Origin of the sequence: Falsiporphyromonas endometrii (assembly GCF_042654485.1) — a bacterium.
Lineage (GTDB): Bacteria > Bacteroidota > Bacteroidia > Bacteroidales > Porphyromonadaceae > Porphyromonas > Porphyromonas endometrii.
This window is the reverse complement of sequence record NZ_JBHSGO010000217.1, coordinates 1-18,885: the sequence shown is the minus strand read 5'-3', so window position 1 is coordinate 18,885 and position 18,885 is coordinate 1. Positions and strand designations below refer to the sequence as shown.

15 protein-coding genes are annotated in these 18,885 nt (G+C 39.8%); 9 read left to right on the top strand and 6 right to left on the bottom strand.

The window, feature by feature from the left end:
• The first annotated feature begins 926 nt into the window (after positions 1–926).
• Together ACFO3G_RS09700 and ACFO3G_RS09695 are read left to right on the top strand one after the other, a co-directional pair.
• Positions 927–1,880, top strand: a complete 954-nt coding sequence (locus ACFO3G_RS09700; protein ID WP_380080355.1) for an NAD(P)H-dependent flavin oxidoreductase — start codon at positions 927–929, stop codon at positions 1,878–1,880.
• Between the two features lie 207 nt (positions 1,881–2,087).
• A complete protein-coding gene (locus tag ACFO3G_RS09695; RefSeq protein WP_380080353.1) occupies positions 2,088–2,510 on the top strand; it encodes a hypothetical protein in 423 nt (140 codons plus the stop codon).
• A gap of 190 nt (positions 2,511–2,700) precedes the next feature.
• On the opposite strand, the gene ACFO3G_RS09690 is transcribed toward ACFO3G_RS09695, so the two are convergent.
• The 6 genes from ACFO3G_RS09690 to ACFO3G_RS09665 all read right to left on the bottom strand — a co-directional run bounded on the left by ACFO3G_RS09690 (position 2,701) and on the right by ACFO3G_RS09665 (position 9,324).
• Entirely contained in the window at positions 2,701–3,735 is a 1,035-nt protein-coding gene (locus ACFO3G_RS09690; RefSeq protein ID WP_380080351.1) for an endonuclease/exonuclease/phosphatase family protein, read from the bottom strand.
• Entirely contained in the window at positions 3,736–6,573 is a 2,838-nt protein-coding gene (gene uvrA / locus ACFO3G_RS09685) for an excinuclease ABC subunit UvrA (RefSeq protein ID WP_380080349.1), read from the bottom strand.
• A gap of 4 nt (positions 6,574–6,577) precedes the next feature.
• Positions 6,578–7,693 (bottom strand): 4-phosphoerythronate dehydrogenase PdxB, encoded by a 1,116-nt coding sequence (gene pdxB / locus ACFO3G_RS09680; RefSeq protein ID WP_380080347.1) that lies wholly within the window; start codon positions 7,691–7,693, stop codon positions 6,578–6,580.
• Positions 7,694–7,708: 15 nt separating this feature from the next.
• Entirely contained in the window at positions 7,709–8,011 is a 303-nt protein-coding gene (locus ACFO3G_RS09675) for a DUF3467 domain-containing protein (RefSeq protein ID WP_380080345.1), read from the bottom strand.
• A gap of 35 nt (positions 8,012–8,046) precedes the next feature.
• Complete coding sequence (locus ACFO3G_RS09670) at positions 8,047–8,481, bottom strand: RNA-binding S4 domain-containing protein (RefSeq protein ID WP_380080343.1); 435 nt, start codon at positions 8,479–8,481, stop codon at positions 8,047–8,049.
• A 453-nt stretch (positions 8,482–8,934) separates the two neighbouring features.
• Positions 8,935–9,324 carry a hypothetical protein gene (locus ACFO3G_RS09665; protein WP_380080341.1) on the bottom strand — a complete coding sequence of 130 codons (390 nt, stop codon included), beginning with the start codon at positions 9,322–9,324 and terminating at the stop codon, positions 8,935–8,937.
• A gap of 659 nt (positions 9,325–9,983) precedes the next feature.
• Here ACFO3G_RS09665 and ACFO3G_RS09660 point away from each other — a divergent pair.
• The 7 genes from ACFO3G_RS09660 to ACFO3G_RS09630 all read left to right on the top strand — a co-directional run bounded on the left by ACFO3G_RS09660 (position 9,984) and on the right by ACFO3G_RS09630 (position 18,606).
• Positions 9,984–10,229, top strand: coding sequence for a hypothetical protein (locus ACFO3G_RS09660; protein WP_380080339.1), 246 nt, complete (start codon positions 9,984–9,986; stop codon positions 10,227–10,229).
• 715 nt (positions 10,230–10,944) lie between these two features.
• On the top strand, positions 10,945–11,463 hold the full coding sequence (locus ACFO3G_RS09655) for a bifunctional adenosylcobinamide kinase/adenosylcobinamide-phosphate guanylyltransferase (RefSeq protein WP_380080337.1): 519 nt from the start codon (positions 10,945–10,947) through the stop codon (positions 11,461–11,463).
• Positions 11,464–11,480: 17 nt separating this feature from the next.
• Positions 11,481–12,521 (top strand): nicotinate-nucleotide--dimethylbenzimidazole phosphoribosyltransferase, encoded by a 1,041-nt coding sequence (gene cobT / locus ACFO3G_RS09650; RefSeq protein ID WP_380080336.1) that lies wholly within the window; start codon positions 11,481–11,483, stop codon positions 12,519–12,521.
• A gap of 127 nt (positions 12,522–12,648) precedes the next feature.
• Positions 12,649–15,132: a phenylalanine--tRNA ligase subunit beta gene (pheT, locus tag ACFO3G_RS09645; RefSeq protein ID WP_380080334.1), complete on the top strand. Its 2,484-nt coding sequence runs from the start codon at positions 12,649–12,651 to the stop codon at positions 15,130–15,132.
• A 114-nt stretch (positions 15,133–15,246) separates the two neighbouring features.
• Entirely contained in the window at positions 15,247–15,978 is a 732-nt protein-coding gene (locus ACFO3G_RS09640) for a YebC/PmpR family DNA-binding transcriptional regulator (protein ID WP_380080332.1), read from the top strand.
• Positions 15,979–16,377: 399 nt separating this feature from the next.
• Positions 16,378–17,403: a type I phosphomannose isomerase catalytic subunit gene (locus tag ACFO3G_RS09635; RefSeq protein ID WP_380080330.1), complete on the top strand. Its 1,026-nt coding sequence runs from the start codon at positions 16,378–16,380 to the stop codon at positions 17,401–17,403.
• A gap of 207 nt (positions 17,404–17,610) precedes the next feature.
• Entirely contained in the window at positions 17,611–18,606 is a 996-nt protein-coding gene (locus ACFO3G_RS09630) for a class II fructose-bisphosphate aldolase (protein ID WP_380080328.1), read from the top strand.
• Positions 18,607–18,885 lie beyond the last annotated feature (279 nt).

Here is an 18,885-nt window from a genome sequence, read left to right as displayed (position 1 = left end):
AGGTAAATTAAAAATGGCCTTCATACAATTTAACATTTAGCGAAGTCTATAAATTCTCTGTCCGTTTCTTTTTGTGGGACAAATGGCCACTTTTAAGGTTAAAAAGAGGTTGTTTTTATGCTAAAAAACGGCCGAATAAGTTTACATTATTTATCTAATTGATGGGTGTTTAAGCTAAAAAATCATGTTGAAACAATTCATTTATCAACAGCTTTTGTTTAGATATCAACAGCTGTCACGTTTGCTAATCTATATTTAAATAGCTGTATATAAGTTGGTTGTATTATGTTGTCAACAAGAAATAAACAAGCATGGTTTATTGATTGACTTACATTGTTCAAAGTAGTTACAATTACAAAACTGTAGATTGTGTTGATTGATAGCCATTCTTCTTGTTATCAACAGAGTTACTAACGGCTTATCAACACTTATCCACGCAGCTGTTTTATCCTTAAGGTGTTGATTGTATGGTTGATATAAAATCTTATAAACAGCTATTCAACAACTGTGTTTTTGCTATGTTTCGAGATATGTTGATTCTTTGTCTCTTGATTATCATAACTCTCTTGTCGAGGGGATGGGTCTTGTATAATAACATTGGTTATCAACATCTATTGTAGAGATATGAACAGTTTTACTCAATCTAATTATCTGTTTAATCTATTGATGTATAACAAGTTGAGATATGTAATCAACAACTTATCAACTACTCTTCGTTGAATGTGTTGCTATTTGTTTCAAATGTCCAAGCGACAATCTGTGATTAAAATACCTTATTGTGATGACTCAATATTCTTAATCTTATCTTATCTTTGAATAGGCTACATGAGATTGCTTATGCTGTTGATAAGAGCTGAATATTTAGCTTTGTGGAGATTGTTTGTGTAGTGTGGAAAATTATTTGAACCAAATAAAGAGTATATGATATGAATAGAATTTGCAACCTTTTGAATATTGAAGTCCCGGTAATTTCTGGTGGAATGGTTTGGTGTAGTGGATGGCGACTTGCGTCAGCGGTGAGTAATTGTGGAGGTTTGGGGCTGATTGGAGCCGGCTCTATGCATCCTGACACTTTGGCTTATCATATAGACAAATGTGCTGAGGCCACTTGCAAGCCATGGGGCGTAAATGTTCCACTTATGTATCCGGAGATTGATAAAATCATCCAAATAATAATTGATAAAAGAGTTCCCGTAGTGGTTACCTCTGCGGGTAGTCCCAAAAAGTTTACTGAGAAGCTCCATGATGCAGGGTGTAAGGTGCTTCATGTTGTTAGTTCTGCTGCATTTGCTCTAAAAAGTCACGCTGCCGGTGTAGATGCCGTGATTGCTGAAGGATTTGAGGCGGGTGGTCATAATGGCAGAGAGGAGACAACGACGATGTGTTTGATACCCGAGGTTGTCAATAGTGGGGTTACGATTCCTATTGTCGCTGCCGGAGGTATTGCTCTTGGAAGGAGTGTGGCCGCTGCCATGGCATTGGGTGCGGATGGAGTGCAAATAGGAACTCGTTTTGCCCTTACTGTAGAGAGTAGTGCCAGTGAAGAATTTAAGAGATATTGTCTTGAGCAAGGCGAAGGATCGACCATGTTGGCTCTTAAAAAAGTTTCCCCAACTCGACTTTTGCACAATGCTTTTTATGAAAAGGTATCAGAGCTTGAGCAATCTGGAGCCACTAAGGAGCAGTTGCAGGAGGCAATGGGTAAAGGAAGAGCGAAGTTGGGAATCTTTGAAGGCAATCTTGATGAGGGAATGTTGGAGATTGGACAAGCTGTTTCTCAATTGAAGCAAATGGAGACTGTGGCAGATGTTATGGAAGATCTTAAACTTACTTACCAGGCTGCTGTTAAAAGACTTTCTCCCAGATTGGTTGCTCTTTAATAGGAACGGGAAGTTTTATTTTAATTTATTTGGTTGATAGATGAGTTTATAAGTGCCTTATTTGTAGAGGATTATAGCTATTTGTTATTTAAGTAATAGACTTTATCTATGAATCTATCTCTATTTCACAATGGATATTTTGTGAAATCTCTTTGTACTTTTAGAAGTGCTCTTGGAGCATGGTTTAAATTGATAAAATATTATTCTATGAAACGATTTATTATGGTTGCCTTTATGGCAATAAGCATGGCTTTGACAGCTACTTATGCTCAAAATCCTGTCAAGCAACAGACGACACAGCAGTGCAAGAAGGCATGTAAGGACAAAAAGGAGTGTAAAACAAAGAATTGTTCAAAGGAGTGCGCAGAGGCTTGTGCCAAAGCTGCCAAGCAGTGCAAAAAAGCTTGCTCTTCGGCTTGTACAAAAGGTTGTAAAACTGCGGAGCAATGTGCTAAAAACTGTGGCAATACCTGCATGAAAGAGGTAAAGAGCTGTTGTAAGAAAGAAGCTAAATCTTGTTGTAAAGAAGCTAAATCTTGCTGTAACAAGGAGAAAGCCTCTTGTTGCAAAAAGTCTGAGTCTTGCTGCAAGAAAGGCGACAAGGGCTGTAAAAAAGCTTGTCAACGCTAATTTTGATTTGATCCTTTGATTGTATTGACCGTGGTGTTAGTCGGTCATTTTTAGGTTTATGTAAAGAGGAGGATGTGTCCGATGTTGGTATGCTGAGGACACATCCTTTTTTTGTCATAGTATCATTATACCTATAGAGGTTGTAGCCAAGGTCAATTAGCTTTGGCCAAAAGCTATCAAGCTCTATAGTTTATTGAATGATGACATCTATTTTTATTGGAAGGTGATCAGAAACGCCCCCTTTATAAATGGGGCCCCGGAAGGTCGAAAAGGGTTTTATTCCGCCTTTCATATCTTCTGATTGGATGATAGCTCCCGGCAATTGTATGTTCTGTGCGCTTTCCGGGATTACTTTGAAGTGTTTGCCCTCAAGGCAATTTTTAGTAACAATGATTTGGTCTAACTGATTCCATATTCGTTGAAAGACATGTGATCCGGGAATCTCGAAGGTCTTGTGCTTTTCGAATAGATTGATAAGTGCAGTCTCATCCATGGTTTTATCCCCTATGGAGCTGATTTGGAGCATTGATGGGTTTGATAGTTCTTCCGGTTCGCAGTTGAAGTCACCCATAATCATAATGTATGGTCTTGTTTCTACACTACGGATGCTGTCGATTTTGTTGCTTAGTGTTTTTGCAACGATTTGTCTTCTTTTTGATGATTGTTCGGCTCCTCCTCTTTTGGATGGAAAGTGGCAAACAAAGCAGTGTAGTTTTTCTTTATGAGGAAGTTGCCCGCAAACATAAAGTATATTTCTTGTCTTAAAGGTTGTGCCTTTGGGGTTCTCAATTTCAAATTCCTGTTTGTGGATGGGCTTGAAAAAGTCAACTTGATAGAGAAGAGCCACATCAATTCCCCTTACATCGGGACTGTGAGTCGATAAAAATTGATAATCTTGATCTTTGATATGGTGATGATGCACAAGATCTTTCAAAACGTTGTCATTTTCCACTTCGGCAAGACCAATCATAACAGGCCAATCTTTGCCTCCCGCCCTACAAATTGCGGCAGTGAGGTCTGCAATCTTTCTCCGGTATCTGTGCTTTGTCCATCTGTTTTTGCCATCAGGTAAAAAGTCATAATCCTCTTTGCCATCATCATGGACGGTATCAAAGAGGTTCTCTACATTCCAAAAGACTATTCGATGGAATGTTTGTGAATAGGCATTGAATGCGGATAATAGAAAAAGAGAAGAAAGGAATAAGACAATCTTACGATAAAACAATTATTCGTAGTACCTCCTCAGATATTGTCCTGTAATTGATTCTTTGACTTTGGAAACCTCTTCCGGCCTTCCGCATGCTACCAATTGTCCTCCATTATCCCCACCTTCAGGTCCGAGATCGATCAGGTAATCAGCCGATTTGATGACCTCAATATTGTGCTCGACCACAATAATTGAGTGCCCCTTGTCTATAAGGGCATTGAAAGCCTTTAGAAGAGTCTTGATGTCTGCCAAGTGAAGTCCTGTGGTAGGTTCGTCGAAAATAAATAATGTCGGAGCCGAAACAGATAGATCGAGATAGGACGCCAGCTTAACTCTTTGATTTTCACCTCCGGACAGGCTGGAGCTGTTCTGACCAAGTTTGATATATCCCAATCCCACTCTTTGTAGATTTAGCAACTTGTCAACAATCTTTTGGTTGAGAGTCGTCTTATCTTCAGAGAAGAATTGAATGGCATCATCCACGGTCATTTCCAATACATCATAGATGTTCTTACCCTTATACTCGACTTCCAAGATCTCCTTCTTAAACCTTTTGCCGTGGCATTCTTCGCAAACGAGCTGAAGATCTGCCATAAATTGCATTTCTATCGTAACGATACCTTCACCCTTGCAGGTTTCACATCGACCCCCCTCTTTATTGAAACTGAAGAAGTACGGCATATATCCCATTTGTTTGGAAAGAGGTTGAGATGCATATAGCTCTCGAATGAAGTTGTATGCCCCAACATAAGTAACCGGGTTGGAACGGGTGGATGTCCCAATGCTGTTTTGATCAATATATTCGATACCATTGATCAGGTGAAAGTCTCCAAAGATATTTTTGCAACCCTCTTTAGATATTTGGTCTCCCTCCAGAACTTGTTTTGCTCCCTTATATAAAATGTCTTCCACCAAGGTACTCTTGCCGGATCCACTTACACCGCTCACCACTGTAAGGCATTTGAGAGGAAACTTGACCTCAATGTTCTTTAGGTTATGCATAAAGGCTCCACTTACTGTAATGGTGCGATTGATTGGTCTAAGTTGATTGGGTAGTGGTATCTTTTCTTTGCCACATAAAAAAGATGCCGTATGTCCGGGAGTTGTCTCTTTGACATCATTGGGTGAGCCGATATATACAATTTCTCCTCCATGGCTTCCGGCATCAGGACCAATGTCAATGATAAGATCAGCAGATCTAATGACCTCTTCGTCATGTTCTACCACGACGACCGTATTGCCTGCATCTCTCAAGTCATGCAATACACCTATCAATCGTTGAGCATCTCTTTGGTGGAGACCTATGCTTGGTTCATCTAACACATAAAGAGAGCCAACCAGACTGTTGCCAAGTTGAGTGGCAAGGCTTATTCGTTGGCTTTCGCCTCCCGAGATTGTGGACATTGTCCTATCGAGCGTAAGGTAGGTCAACCCCACCTCCATAAGGAATTTGATCCTCTGTCTGATCTCAGTAAGTAGCCTTTTTGCTATAAACTCATCTTGTTCTGTAAGTTTGAGTGAGAGAAAGAAGTCGTTGAGTTTTGAGATACTCATTGAGCATAGTTCTCCAATGTTTTTACCTCCAACCTTTACGCATAATGCCTCTTTCCTTAGCCTTGCTCCTTGGCAGTCGGGACATAACGAAACTCCTCTGAAGTGAGCAAGTCTGACTCTGTTTTGTATCTTGTGCAGCTCTCTTTTGAGCATCTGGAAATATTGGTCTATTCCCTCTACTACGGGAGTATTGTCTATGATCTTTCCATGCCACAAAAGGTTTTTTTCTTCTTGGGTAAGATCATAGTAAGGTTTGTGGATCGGAAAGTTGTAAGCAAAAGAGTTTTTGATAAATGCTTTTTGCCACTCACTGCTTTTGGGACCTATCCAACATGCAACACAACCTTCAAAAAGCGATAAGGTCGGATCGGGAATGACAAGGTGTTCGTCAATACCCAAAACTTTGCCAAAACCTTCACATGTGGGACATGCGCCAAATGCATTGTTGAAGCTGAATAGCTGAGGTGTAGGATCTTCAAAGGTGATGCCGTCTTCTTCAAATTTGTCACTGTAGGATTGCGTAAAAGTTTCTCCGGAAGGGGTTTCGATACGGAGGAAACAGGTTCCATGACCTTCGAAGAAAGCCTCTTCTGCCGAATCGGCTACGCGGGTCTTTAGCTCCGTCAGGTCTCCATCAACTTTGAAACGGTCGATAAGCAACTGCAACTCTTCTCTTTTAGGCCAATCCTTTTTGTATTTGATTTGCAGGCAATCATCGATACGAAGGACCTCTCCATCTTTCATCAGCCTCGAATATCCTTGCTGTTGATAAATTTCCAGATCTTCTTTGAGGCTTCGTTTTTGTTTGTTGCTTATATTTACAAGGAGGTAGCATTTGGTTCCTTGAGGGAGTGAAGATGCTTTTGCTACCACATCGGGGACTCCTTCGTGTTTTACCTCTTTTCCGGATATGGGTGAGAATGTGTGTCCTATGCGAGCAAATAGAAGTCTGAGATACTCATAGATCTCTGTGGAAGTACCCACGGTTGATCTTGAACTTCTTGTTGAAACGTGCTGTTGTATCGCAATAGCGGGGGGTATTCCTTTGATATAATCGCAGTCCGGCTTAGGCATTCTTCCTAAGAATTGCCTCGCATAAGCCGAAAGACTTTCGACATATCTTCTTTGACCTTCTGCATACAAGGTGTCAAAGGCCAGAGAGCTTTTTCCGCTCCCTGACAATCCGGTTATGACGATAAATTTACCTCTCGGAATCTCCAATGAGATGTTTTTGAGGTTGTTTACACGTATTCCCTTTAACTCGATGTTCTCTTCTTGAGTATTCTTCTTTTGCTTTAGCATAATGTTAATAGGACATAGCGTTAAATCCCAATTTGTTAAGAACTGCGATTTCTTCCTCTGAAGCTCCTCTTACGGTATAAGCTTTCATCTCTCTCGGATAGCTATAGGTTTTGCGAAGTGTCTCAAAGTTTTCGGGATGCAGTCTTAATATCTTGTCAATCTTTTCCGGATTGAATGACTCTAATTGGGTTCGATAAACTCTGTTGTCTTCAAATTGATTGATGTTGATAAGTGGATTTTCAGGGTCTTCCGGTTGCATTTTCCTTAATGCTTCAGATGGAATATCAAAGAATTTGGAGATGTTTTCCAGACACATCTTTGCTCCATTGCATTTGCCATCGGCAGAAAAACCGGCGATATGAGGTGTTGCAATATCAGCAAGGCTGAGAAGTTGTCTGTTGATATCCGGCTCGCCCTCCCAGCAGTCAATGATCAATGCTTTGATGATACCTTCGTTTTTGGCCTTTATCAATGCTTTGCTGTCTGCTACTGCTCCGCGACAGGCATTGATAAGTATCGGTGTCTTTTGGGCTTTCTTCAAAAGTTCATCGTTGATCAGATGATATGTTGGGAACTTGCTATCCCTATTTAGTGGTGTATGAAAAGTCACTACATCACTCTTTTTCATAATCTCATCTATGGAACAAAAGCCATGACTCCCTTCCTTTTCTTCTCTGGGTGGGTCATTGCGCAATACCTTCATACCAAATGCTCTTGCAATGAGTTCGACTCTTCTTCCCACATGTCCAACACCGACTATACCAATAGTTAAGCCTTCGAGTGATGTTTTAAGACGAATGGCCATCAGAGATAGGGCTGAGGCAACATATTGTGCCACGGCATCTGCATTGCATCCGGGAGAGTTTTTCCAAACAATACCATTCTCTTTGCAGAATGTCTGATCGATATGATCAAATCCCGCAGTTGCTGTGGTAATTAGTTTGACGGAAGTTCCTTCAAGGTTTTGAGCATTACATTTGGTGATTGATCGGATAATCAGGGCATCGGCATCTTTAAGATGCTCTTTATCAAAGTCATTGGATTGCAAATATTCTACATCTCCAAACTGCTCGGCAATGCCACGCAAATAGGGGACAGAAGCTTCAATTACAATTTTCATAAGATATATTTTGCTTTATGCCTCTCCTTTTATGTTGGAGGGTGATGGACCTATTTGTTCTTCAGGAAGTTCGATCTTCCCATAGTTTCTTTCGTATTCTTGAACATTACCCATAAGCATTTTTGCCAGTCTCTTGGCATTGTCCGGTGTAAGAAGTACTCTTCCGGCTAATGTGGGTTGCTCTTGGCCGGGGAGGATACGAGCAAAGTCAAATATAAACTCACTTGGAGAGTGCATTACGATACATAAATTGGAATATATGCCCATCTGTTTATCTTCCGGCACTCTTATCTCCGGCATTTGTTTGTTGTCATTCATACTTTGTAATATTAATAAGACTTGGTTGAGACAGATTATTCGTCCCAATCAAATTCGTTTGATTCGGAACCCCAAGATTCTAATTCTCCGTTATAGTATTCTGCTCCAAATTGTTCCATCTCTCTGCGCTCTCGTTTTGTAGGCCTTCCAAGTCCTTTGGCCCTATTTACGAATCCCGATATCTTGGTCATTTCCAATACCTCATATTCCTCTTTCGGAGTGATATTCTTCATAAAACCAGGGACCAACTTGGCTCCCATGCGATTTTGGCTTATCCCAAGCACTTCAAAACTATAGGTGATAGGTGCTTTCTTGACTTTTACGATATCTCCAATATGCACCATGCGAGAAGGTTTGACTTCTTGATCATTGATGAAGACTCTGTTTAGCTTGCATGCTTGTGTGGCTATTGATCGAGTCTTAAAAATCCTGACAGCCCACAGCCATTTATCTATTCTTACTTCTTCCATCTAATCTCATTAAGTACCGATACACAATTTGAAATATACGAAGCGTGCCTCGTTTGCTGATACGGCATCCGTCGTCAAAGATAATCATTATAAAGAAGCTGTTATTCTTAGGATGAAAAATCAGAAGAATTGAATACTTAAGAGATGCCTTTGTAGTCTATTTTGGCTTTTTTATCTTTTAACGCGCAGTTTTATATCCGTAACACTCCTTCATTAGATGCCAAAGTCTGATTAAAAATAGTTTGTTAGAGATTTTAATCAAGCCTATGTTAAACTTTAAGGAGAGCTACTCCCTTATTATAACGATGTATCGTTTCAGAATCTTTTGATGAATAATCTGTGGTGTGACGGATTAAGGATTGAAAGGCTTTCTGAATGAGTTTACTATCAAAAAGAATGTTTATTATCTATATAATATTTTGATAATCTCTTATTTAACTTGTCGTCAAAGGATTAATATCTAAATAGATTGACTTTGTCTTTTTGTGTATTTGTGTCAGCATCCTTCATGATTGCCTCAAAAGTTGTGTCCATAATCTCTGCTACATTGTTTGGGATCTCTTTAGTCCCTAACTTGCTCACCTCTTGCATGGCTATTTCTTGGTTTTTGTTGAATGGGATCAAGCTTTCGCAAGTCGAAATTGCAGAGGATAATGCACTACTGACAAATGCCATTTTTGCCAAGAGTTTTTGTCCGGTCTCTTGTGTTTGCTCATCGGAAGATATGTTTTGAAATCTAATTACCATTTCGTCAAGTATGGATTCGAGTTTCATAGCTGTCTTTATAGATTCTTTGTATATGAGCTCCAGATCAATATGTGTCTTTATCTTTTCCTTTTTCATAGCTGTTTCAATTTGTTTTGTAGTCGTGATAGTCTTCAAATCTTCAACAAATTAATAGTCTCTATCGATACGATGAGGCGACAAATGTACTTTATTATTTTGTTGTGGAGGCAGTTTGACTTTTATAACTAAGCCATTTACCACTATTTGAAGAATTATTTTTGTCTGATTTGACTCTTAAGTACAGCCTTTATGAACAATAAATATAGATTTATCAACAGTTTTGAATTACAACTGTTCATTCTTTTGTGCTCTATATTCTATTGATATAATGCTTGTTAATCTGCTTATCAACAAGTTATCAACAGGAAGCAGTCTTATTGATCCCAATATCAATGAGAGAGCCTTGTTCATTCAATCTATTCACATCAATGAAAGAGGTAGGAAAGTAGGGTTATGAACTTTCCTTTTCTGTTTGTCCCAATGTGTTTTAGTGCTTTGATTGGAGTTGACATGTTTATGATATGAATGGGATGAAGCACAATATTTCGGATAAACTATTGCCCCACATCTATATTGCTTGTGATTTGATAATGGGGTCACAAAAGACTATAGGATTTGCGTTTGTGTAATAGTTCAAGTAACTATCTCTGTAATGGGCATCATTGTGAATGAGGATCTTTTTTGGTATCTTAGTCATTGATATAGAATTAATAACCATGGAGATAAGCATATTACTTACTGTACTTCTGATGATCATTTCGCTTGTGAGATTGTTTTTTCAAGCAGGTGAGATATGTCTTATCTCAGAGGAACAAATCAATCCGGACGGTTGTCTTTCTCGTAGGGCTGTGAAGTTCGTAATGAGAGACCTTTATCTGTTAAATATTGTTGCCTTAAACTTTGCTCAAAAAGCTACTCAAATTACACTGATTCAACCTCAAAATCTTAAATTCGAGGGTTAGGGTCACCTGACCTTTTGTCGACTTTGCCCGTCTTATTAGTACGAAACAGGCTTTTTTATGCGCTATTTTAACAAGTAAGGTCGCGCGAGAAGCAATCTATTCTCGCGCGACTTTCGATCCGTTGTCGCGCGACCTTGACATGCGAAGTCGCGCTACTTCAAGTGCAACCTCGCGCGAGTTTACCTTCAAGGTAGCGCGAGAATGGATTGTAAGTAGCGCGACCTTCCAAAAAAGGCGGCCTGAAGTGGGTTTTTAAGCCGCCAGTTTGTCCATAAAAATCAGTCTATACATATATTAACATTTAGATAGGACGATTTCGTCCTATCTTCTATGAGCTTTGTAGAGAATAGGCCACTTTTAGATTCACAAAAGGGCTTGTTTTTAGGCTGAAATAGGCCTTAATATGTTTACATTATTTATCTAATAAAGTGTGGTTTAAGTAAAATTTATAGTTTTATTATCCGATTCAAGTCACTCTATTTGGCAAGGAATACATTCTAATTATGCTAATTATGATCTCTAACGACAATTACTTGACCAATCTTTGGATTGCTTCCTGCTTGAGAGAAAGTTTGCGTCAGCGGCAATAATGCTCTTTTAAAAGACATTTCTGCCTTAATGCATATGGAGATAATATTTCGATTTGTAAAGCTATCTTTGTGCTCACATAGAGTTTGTTGAAAGGAGATATTTACCCCTAAGTTTCTCAATAGTTATGGCCAAGATAGTTTACATAAGTGGTGGTCAGCGATCAGGTAAGAGTCAGTTTGCTGAGGAGTTTGTACTTCATGCATCGTCTCATCCGGTCTATGTGGCTACAGCTCGTGTGTTGGATGATGATTTTCGTGAGCGTGTACGTATACATCAAGATCGTCGTGGACCTCAGTGGACCAATATAGAAGAACCGCTCTATTTGGGAAGACTTCGATTGGACCATAGAGTTGTATTGGTAGATTGTCTTACTCTTTGGACCACTAACTTTTTTTTCGACAAAGGAGAAGATCGTATAGAGGAAGCTTTTGAGTGTATAAAGTCAGAGCTTGATATCTTCTTGCAATCTTCCGGAGCCCAAATGATTGTTTTTGTTTCTAATGAAATTGGCCTTGGTGGAACATCTCCCAACAGGATGCAACGCAAGTTTGCTGATTTGTTGGGGCTCGTTAATCAATATGTTGCCAAGCAGTCAGATGAAGCGTATCTCTGTATTAGTGGCATTCCTGTTAGAATCAAGTAAATATAATGCGTTAAATTATGAAGCAGTTTGATATTAGTCGTCCCAATCAGTCTATATATCCTGAAGTTGTTTTTCATATCAATGACCTCACAAAACCTAAAGGATCGTTAGGAGTATTGGAAAGTTTGGCAGAGCAAATTTGTATGGTACAACAAACCTTGTCCCCCAAGTTGAATAAGCCTGTCAATATTCTTTTTGGAGCTGATCATGGAATTGAAGTTGAAGGGGTTAGTTTTTCACCTCGATGTATTACATGGCAGCAAATGATTCACTTTTCAAAAGGCGGAGCCGGAGTCAATTTTTTGTGCAATCAGCATCATTTTGGTTTGAGGCTTGTTGATGGTGGCGTCGATTATGATTTTCCGTCAGATCTTGGCATTATCAATCGTAAGGTTAGGAAGGGAACTTCCAATTATCTTTATGAGCCGGCAATGAGTATGGATGAGGTGGATAGGTGTCTGAGGATCGGAGCAGAAGAGGTAGATGCTGTCTATAATCAGGGTACTAATATCATTTCCATTGGAGAGATGGGAATTGCAAATACTTCGGCTTCTTCACTTTGGATGAGTTGTATTACGGACATGGATATAGCTACATGTGTTGGTGCCGGGAGTGGCTTGGACTCTCAAGGTGTAGCACACAAATTGGATGTGTTGACTCGAGCTCAAAATCGATTTGAAGGTAATCGTCACGATCCTTATGCTTTGATGAGTGAGTTTGGAGGCTTTGAGATGGTGATGGCTGTTGGTGCTATGCTTCGTGCAGCAGAACTTAAAATGCTTATTCTAATAGATGGTTTTATTATGACCTCATGTATTTTGATGGCCCGTGCCATCGCTCCCGAGGTGATGGAATATGCGATCTTTGGGCATGAAGGAGATGAAGTAGGTCATAAGATCCTTATTGATTACCTTGGTGTGAGGCCTTTGTTGCATTTGGGATTTAGATTGGGTGAAGGAACAGGTGCTATATGTGCTTATCCCATTGTGCAAAGTGCTGTTTGTATGGTAAACAATATGGATACCTTCTCGGCAGCATCTGTTCAGAAATATTATTGATAAGAAGCTGTTTTAAAGCTCTCGCATCGATTATCTATTGTCTTTGTTATATATAGGAGATAATTATTGGTCATCGCATGCGAATTGATTACTTTTGCAGTAAAAACAGCAGAAAAGCTAAAGATATATGAATGTATCATACAACCGATTACGTCGGTACGTCGATATTGACCTTACACCATCAGAGGTGGCTGAAGTGCTTACTTCAATTGGGTTGGAGGTCGCTAAAGTAGAAAAAGTAGAGTCTATCCCCGGAGGTCTCAAGGGCCTTGTGATAGGTTATGTCACAAGTTGTGAAGACCATCCCAATAGTGACCATTTGCATATAACGAAAGTGGATCTTGGTTCGGAAGAGCCGGTTCAGATAGTATGCGGTGCTCCTAATGTGGCACAGGGACAATATGTCGTTGTAGCTACGATAGGTACCATCTTGGGACAAGGATCTGACGATCCGTTTATGATTAAGAAATCTCGTCTGCGCGGAGTAGACAGTTTTGGTATGATTTGCTCTGAGTCCGAGATAGGTGTAGGATCGGACTTGTCCGGGATTATTACCTTGCCGAAGGATAAAGTGCGCGTGGGAATGCCGGCTGCAGAATATTATAATGTAGAAGAAGATTATGTCATAGAGGTGGAAATAACACCTAATCGTATTGATGGAACTTCTCATTATGGAGTGGCCAGAGATTTGGCTGCTTATCTGAGTCTTCATAGTGGAAAAGAACAGGTGGCCAAATTGCCGGAATTGCCTCGCCTAAACTTTTTGATTGATGCTCCTGTCCCGGTTCAGATAGATTGTCCGGATGATTGTTGCTCTCGTTTTCAGGCATTGAGAATAGATGGCATAAAAGTGCAAGAAAGCCCCGAATGGCTTCAAAACTTTCTTCGTACCATCGGTATGAAGCCTATTAATAATGTAGTAGACATTACCAACTTTGTATTGATGGAGTATGGTCAGCCTTTGCATGCCTATAATGCAGATATGGTTGGACATACCGGATTTAGAGTGAGGTTGGCTGAGTCAGATGAACCATTTATAACTTTGGATGGCATTGAACGCAAGCTTCATGCCGATGACATTGTGATTGCTGATGCCAAGGGTAAGGCTCTATGTATAGCCGGTGTGTTTGGAGGTCTAAATTCGGGATGCACTGATCAAACCACATCTATTATATTGGAAGCTGCAAACTTCAATGCCACAAGAGTACGTAAGACAGCTCGAAGATTAGGACTAAATACCGACTCATCATTCCGCTTTGAGAGAGGACTTGATGCTAATATGACATCATATGCCATCAAGAGAGCTGCTTCTCTTATCTTGGAAATTGCAGGAGGACAAATCTCAAGCTCATTGACTGATATTTATCCGGTTCCTGTTGAGCCGTGGAAGGTCAATCTGAGTTACGATAAGCTTTGTCGCTTGGTTGGTAAGAGAATACCTATGGATGATGTTAAGAAGATTCTTAAGTCATTGGAGATTGAAGTTGTCTCGGAAGAGGGTGATTTGATGCATCTTGCAGTACCTCGTTATCGTACTGATGTAACAAGAGATGTGGATGTGATTGAGGATATTCTCAGAATTTACGGATATAACAACATTGAGCTTCCCAATCATGTCAATATGGCATTGGTAAATAGGACCCAAGAGGATAAGAGCTATCATCTGTCTCTTGTCATATCTGAGCAACTTGTGGGCGCCGGCTTCAATGAAATTTTGTGCAATTCGTTGGTCTCTTCTGCCCCTTATGAAAAACTCGAGTCTTACAAATCGGACAATTTGGTGCGATTGCTCAATCCTCTTTCAAATGAGTTGGATGTGATGAGACAAACACTTTTGTTTGGGGGACTTGCAAGTATTGCTCGTAATGAACATCGCAAATCGAAGCGTTTCTATTACTTTGAGTGGGGTAATACCTATAAATATGATGGTACGATTGAAGAGAGGGATGAGGATAGAGGACTAAGTCGCTATTCGCAAACCAATCAATTGGGCATCTGGATTGCCGGCCAAAAGGTGTCGGGATCTTGGGCTCACCCTGATGAAGTCTCTGATATAGCCGAACTCAAAGCTCACATTGAGAATATATTGAAAAGAGCTTCAGTACAAAAAGAGGATGTTGTCTATGGCAATTCTGATATGGATATTTTCAGTCAGGGATTGGATATCTATACTAAGGCAAACAGAATCAAGCTGGGTAGCTTTGGTGTAGTCGATTCTCGATTAGCAGAGAAATACGAAGTTGAGACAGAGGTTTACTTTGCTGAGCTTAACTGGGAAGAAATCTATAAACTCGGAGCTCGAAGTAAGTTTGAAGCTCAGCCACTTCCAAAGTTCCCTGAGGTTAAGAGGGACTTGGCTCTCTTAGTGGATAAAGAGGTTTCGTATAAGGATATAGAAGAGGCTGCATTCCAATGTGAAAAGAAACTTTTGAAAAGAGTAGAGCTTTTTGATGTCTATGAAGGCAAAAACCTTCCAAGTGGCAAGAAGAGCTATGCTTTGAGTTTCTATTTAAGAGATGACAATCGCACCATGAGTGATAAGCAGATTGACAACATTATGCAAAAGCTTATCAAGACAATGGAAAAGCAGTTTGATGCAACATTGAGATAATAGAAAATGGAAATAGAGCTTGCAAAATTCGTATTGCAGGCTCTGTTTTTTCAATATATTTGAAGTCGTAAAAGAGTAAAAGAATTATTTTTAATAAGCTACCAGGAATATAATATGGGAAGAGCGTTTGAATATCGTAAAGCAAGAAAGTTGAAACGTTGGGGCAATATGGCCCGCGTATTTACAAAGTTGGGTAAGGAAATTACAATTGCTGCAAAAGCAGGTGGTCCGGATCCTGACGCCAACCCTCGTCTTCGTGTTTTGGTACAAACTGCGAAGAAAGAGAATATGCCTAAGGATAATGTTGAACGTGCTATCAAAAGGGCTACTGAAAAGGATGCCGGAGATTACAAGGAAATAAACTATGAAGGATATGGTCCTCATGGTATTGCCATCTTTGTAGAAACAGCAACAGACAACAATACCCGTACAGTTGCAAATATCAGAAGCTATTTTAATAAACATGGTGGCAACTTAGGTACAACCGGCAGTTTGGAATATCTTTTTGATCATGTGTGTGTATTCCACGTTGCTATGCCTGAAAATGTTGATTTGGAATCTCTTGAACTTGAACTTATTGATTTTAATGTTGAAGGTGTTGAAGAGGATACCGAAGAAAACGAATTGGTGATCACAGGAGACTTCAATTCAAATGCGGCAATCCAGAGCTATCTGGAAGAGCATGGATTTGAGATCAAATCGGCTGAGTTTTTGAGAGTTCCCAACGATACTAAGTCTGTGACAGATGAAGAAAGGGCTGCTGTCGATAAACTCATAGAGAAGATCGAGGAAGATGAAGACGTTCAAAATGTCTTTACCAATATGGAAGAAAAGGATGAAGAGTAAGATTGAGTTTCGAGTTTATTGAAGTTTAGAAAGTAAGAGCTTGTCTTCAAACTACTGAAGTGAAATAACTCGGGATTCGCTTCTCAGTCTTAGTATTTGACAATAAGAGGGCTGCACAAAGAGCAAACAAACTCTTGGTGTAGCCCTTTTATTAATGACTAATAGATATCTTTGTCTAAGTTTTGATTCAATCTCAAAATGTCATTTGACCATTGGAGATTTGGAACTGTTGTATTGTTTAAGATAATTGTGTTAGTCGCAAACAACTAAAGCAAGATATTACTCAGATACCGGGAGAATTATTTGGATGATGTCTCCAATGAATGAAATTGATTTTGTATTCATCGCTAAATAATTGGTGCGATAAGGACTGCGACGCAAAATTTATACATATAATATATGATAAATATTTCATATCCATTGATGTTTACTCCGTACTTCAAAGAGGTAATTTGGGGAGGAACAAATCTGTTGAAACTCAAGAATGTATCCTCCGAAGCACGGTGGAAAGATTGTGATATGAAGATTGGGGAGACTTGGGAAATCTCCGGATTGCATAGCCACACATCTAAGATTGCAAATGGACCATTGAGAGGTCTGTCGCTCAATGATGCTGTAAGTCTAATGGGAGTAGACCTGCTCGGAACAAAAGGAATGAGGCATAATTGTGGAGAATTTCCGCTTCTTGTCAAGTTTATCGATTCGAACGATCAGTTATCTATTCAGGTGCATCCGAATGATAAATTGGCTTCGGAGTTGCATGGGCCCATGGCAAAAGGAAAAACCGAAATGTGGTATATTATTGATGCTGAGCCCGGTGCTTATATCTATTGTGGATTGAAACACAAAATTGATGAAGCTAATTATAGAGAGGCGATTGCCAACAGTACGATAGAGCAACTTTTGGTCAAGCATGAGGTCAAATCGGGCGATGTGTTTTTTATCCCTGCCGGACGTATTCATTCAATCGGTGCCGGATGCCTGTTGGCAGAGATTCAGCAAAGTTCTGATTATACTTATCGTATCTATGATTTTAATCGTAAAGATAAAGATGGCAAACCTCGTGATTTGCACACAGACTATGCCGCCCGTGCCATAGTATATGATGATGTGGTTGCTTTGGGTAGATGTTTCGATGATTCTCTTAAGGCCTGTGATGATGTGACCAAGCCACTTGTGAGATCAGACTTCTTCAATACGGATCTAATCTCTTTGTCGAATGAGACTTATAATCTGAAGTTTCAACAATTGGAGACTTTCAAAATATTCCAATGTGTACAAGGACAAGGCACAATGTTGGACGACAGTGGCTATAGGATTGTCCTGTCCAAGGGTACAACTTTGTTGTTGCCGGCGAGTGTTGAGAAAGTTACACTGACAGCAAATACTGATAGTTTTAAAGTTATAAATGCTTATTTACCTTAAGAAGCAAAGATCTGAGGTGGAGTATCGGTAGTAATTCGACGTGCAAAAATATGTTTGTATGAGGATTATCCAAATAGTAAAGTTATCTTTGTAGAAGTAGGTAGGTTAAATACGTTCTCCTAAATGTAGAAAAACATAGCCGAAAGTAGTTGATATAATTAGAATTCATTTAATGATAACCCATAAAATAACAAATTAATTATCCATATGGTAAGTTACAAAGAACTTGGATTGGTAAACACAAGAGAAATGTTTGCCAAAGCAATGGCTGGTAAATATGCCATTCCTGCGTATAACTTTAATAACATGGAGCAATTGCAAGCTATCATTCAAGCGGTAGTTGCCACAAAGTCTCCGGTAATCTTGCAAGTATCAAGTGGCGCTCGTAAATATGCCAATCAGACTTTGCTGCGATATATGGCGCAAGGTGCTGTAGAATATGCCAAAGAACTTGGCTTGGAGCATCCACAAATCTGTTTGCATCTTGACCATGGAGATACATTTGAGCTTTGCAAGAGCTGTATCGAGATGGGCTTCTCATCTGTGATGATTGACGGAAGTTCTAAGCCTTATGATGAGAATGTTGCATTAACCAAGAAGGTTGTGGAATATGCCCATAAGTATGATGTTACGGTAGAAGGTGAATTGGGTGTTTTGGCAGGTATTGAAGATGATGTAGTTGCCGAATCACATACATATACTCGTCCGGAAGAGGTTGAAGACTTTGTTTCTAAGACCGGTGTTGATTCACTTGCTATTTCTGTTGGTACATCTCATGGTGCTTATAAGTTTACACCGGAGCAGTGCACAAGGAATGAAAAGGGTGTTTTGGTACCACCACCACTACGTTTTGATATACTTGAAGAAATAGAAAAGAGAATACCGGGCTTCCCGATCGTGCTTCACGGATCAAGCTCTGTTCCTCAAGATAAGGTTGCCATTATTAATAAGTATGGTGGACAGCTCAAGGATGCTGTTGGTGTACCGGAAGATCAACTTCGCAAGGCTGCAACAAGCTCTGTATGTAAGATTAATATTGACTCAGACGGTCGTTTGGCTATGACTGCTGCTGTGAGAGAAGTCTTTGCAAATAAGCCTGCAGAATTTGACCCACGTAAGTATCTTGGTCCGGCAAGAGATAGCCTTAAGGAACTCTATATGCACAAGATTACTGATGTGTTAGGTTCGGATAATAAGATTTGATTATCTATGTAGATAGGTCATTAACCTGTCTAATCTCGTTATATTAAGAGAGGCTGTGTCGATGTGTTGCAACATCTGGCACAGCCTTTTTTGTGTATGCCTGGTGTACTGTCAAAATGTCACAACCATTGTTGTCTGTTGGTTGGCACTTCTTGGTAGTATCCCAAAAAGTGTGTAAAGGAGGTTTATCTTTGAGTCAAAATTAATCATTTCATTTCATTGTTTTGTTCATCCGTCAGGCGGACATGAAAAACACCGGGGGGATTGGCGTCCGCCCGG

Bases quoted from the DNA above. Each gene is read 5' to 3' on its own strand.
- ACFO3G_RS09700 (WP_380080355.1), top strand. From the start codon at position 927: ATGAATAGAATTTGCAACCTTTTGAATATTGAAGTCCCGGTAATTTCT.
- ACFO3G_RS09695 (WP_380080353.1), top strand. From the start codon at position 2,088: ATGAAACGATTTATTATGGTTGCCTTTATGGCAATAAGCATGGCTTTG.
- uvrA (WP_380080349.1), bottom strand. From the start codon at position 6,573: ATGCTAAAGCAAAAGAAGAATACTCAAGAAGAGAACATCGAGTTAAAG.
- pdxB (WP_380080347.1), bottom strand. From the start codon at position 7,693: ATGAAAATTGTAATTGAAGCTTCTGTCCCCTATTTGCGTGGCATTGCC.
- ACFO3G_RS09675 (WP_380080345.1), bottom strand. From the start codon at position 8,011: ATGAATGACAACAAACAAATGCCGGAGATAAGAGTGCCGGAAGATAAA.
- ACFO3G_RS09670 (WP_380080343.1), bottom strand. From the start codon at position 8,481: ATGGAAGAAGTAAGAATAGATAAATGGCTGTGGGCTGTCAGGATTTTT.
- ACFO3G_RS09665 (WP_380080341.1), bottom strand. From the start codon at position 9,324: ATGAAAAAGGAAAAGATAAAGACACATATTGATCTGGAGCTCATATAC.
- ACFO3G_RS09660 (WP_380080339.1), top strand. From the start codon at position 9,984: ATGGAGATAAGCATATTACTTACTGTACTTCTGATGATCATTTCGCTT.
- ACFO3G_RS09655 (WP_380080337.1), top strand. From the start codon at position 10,945: ATGGCCAAGATAGTTTACATAAGTGGTGGTCAGCGATCAGGTAAGAGT.
- cobT (WP_380080336.1), top strand. From the start codon at position 11,481: ATGAAGCAGTTTGATATTAGTCGTCCCAATCAGTCTATATATCCTGAA.
- pheT (WP_380080334.1), top strand. From the start codon at position 12,649: ATGAATGTATCATACAACCGATTACGTCGGTACGTCGATATTGACCTT.
- ACFO3G_RS09640 (WP_380080332.1), top strand. From the start codon at position 15,247: ATGGGAAGAGCGTTTGAATATCGTAAAGCAAGAAAGTTGAAACGTTGG.
- ACFO3G_RS09635 (WP_380080330.1), top strand. From the start codon at position 16,378: ATGATAAATATTTCATATCCATTGATGTTTACTCCGTACTTCAAAGAG.
- ACFO3G_RS09630 (WP_380080328.1), top strand. From the start codon at position 17,611: ATGGTAAGTTACAAAGAACTTGGATTGGTAAACACAAGAGAAATGTTT.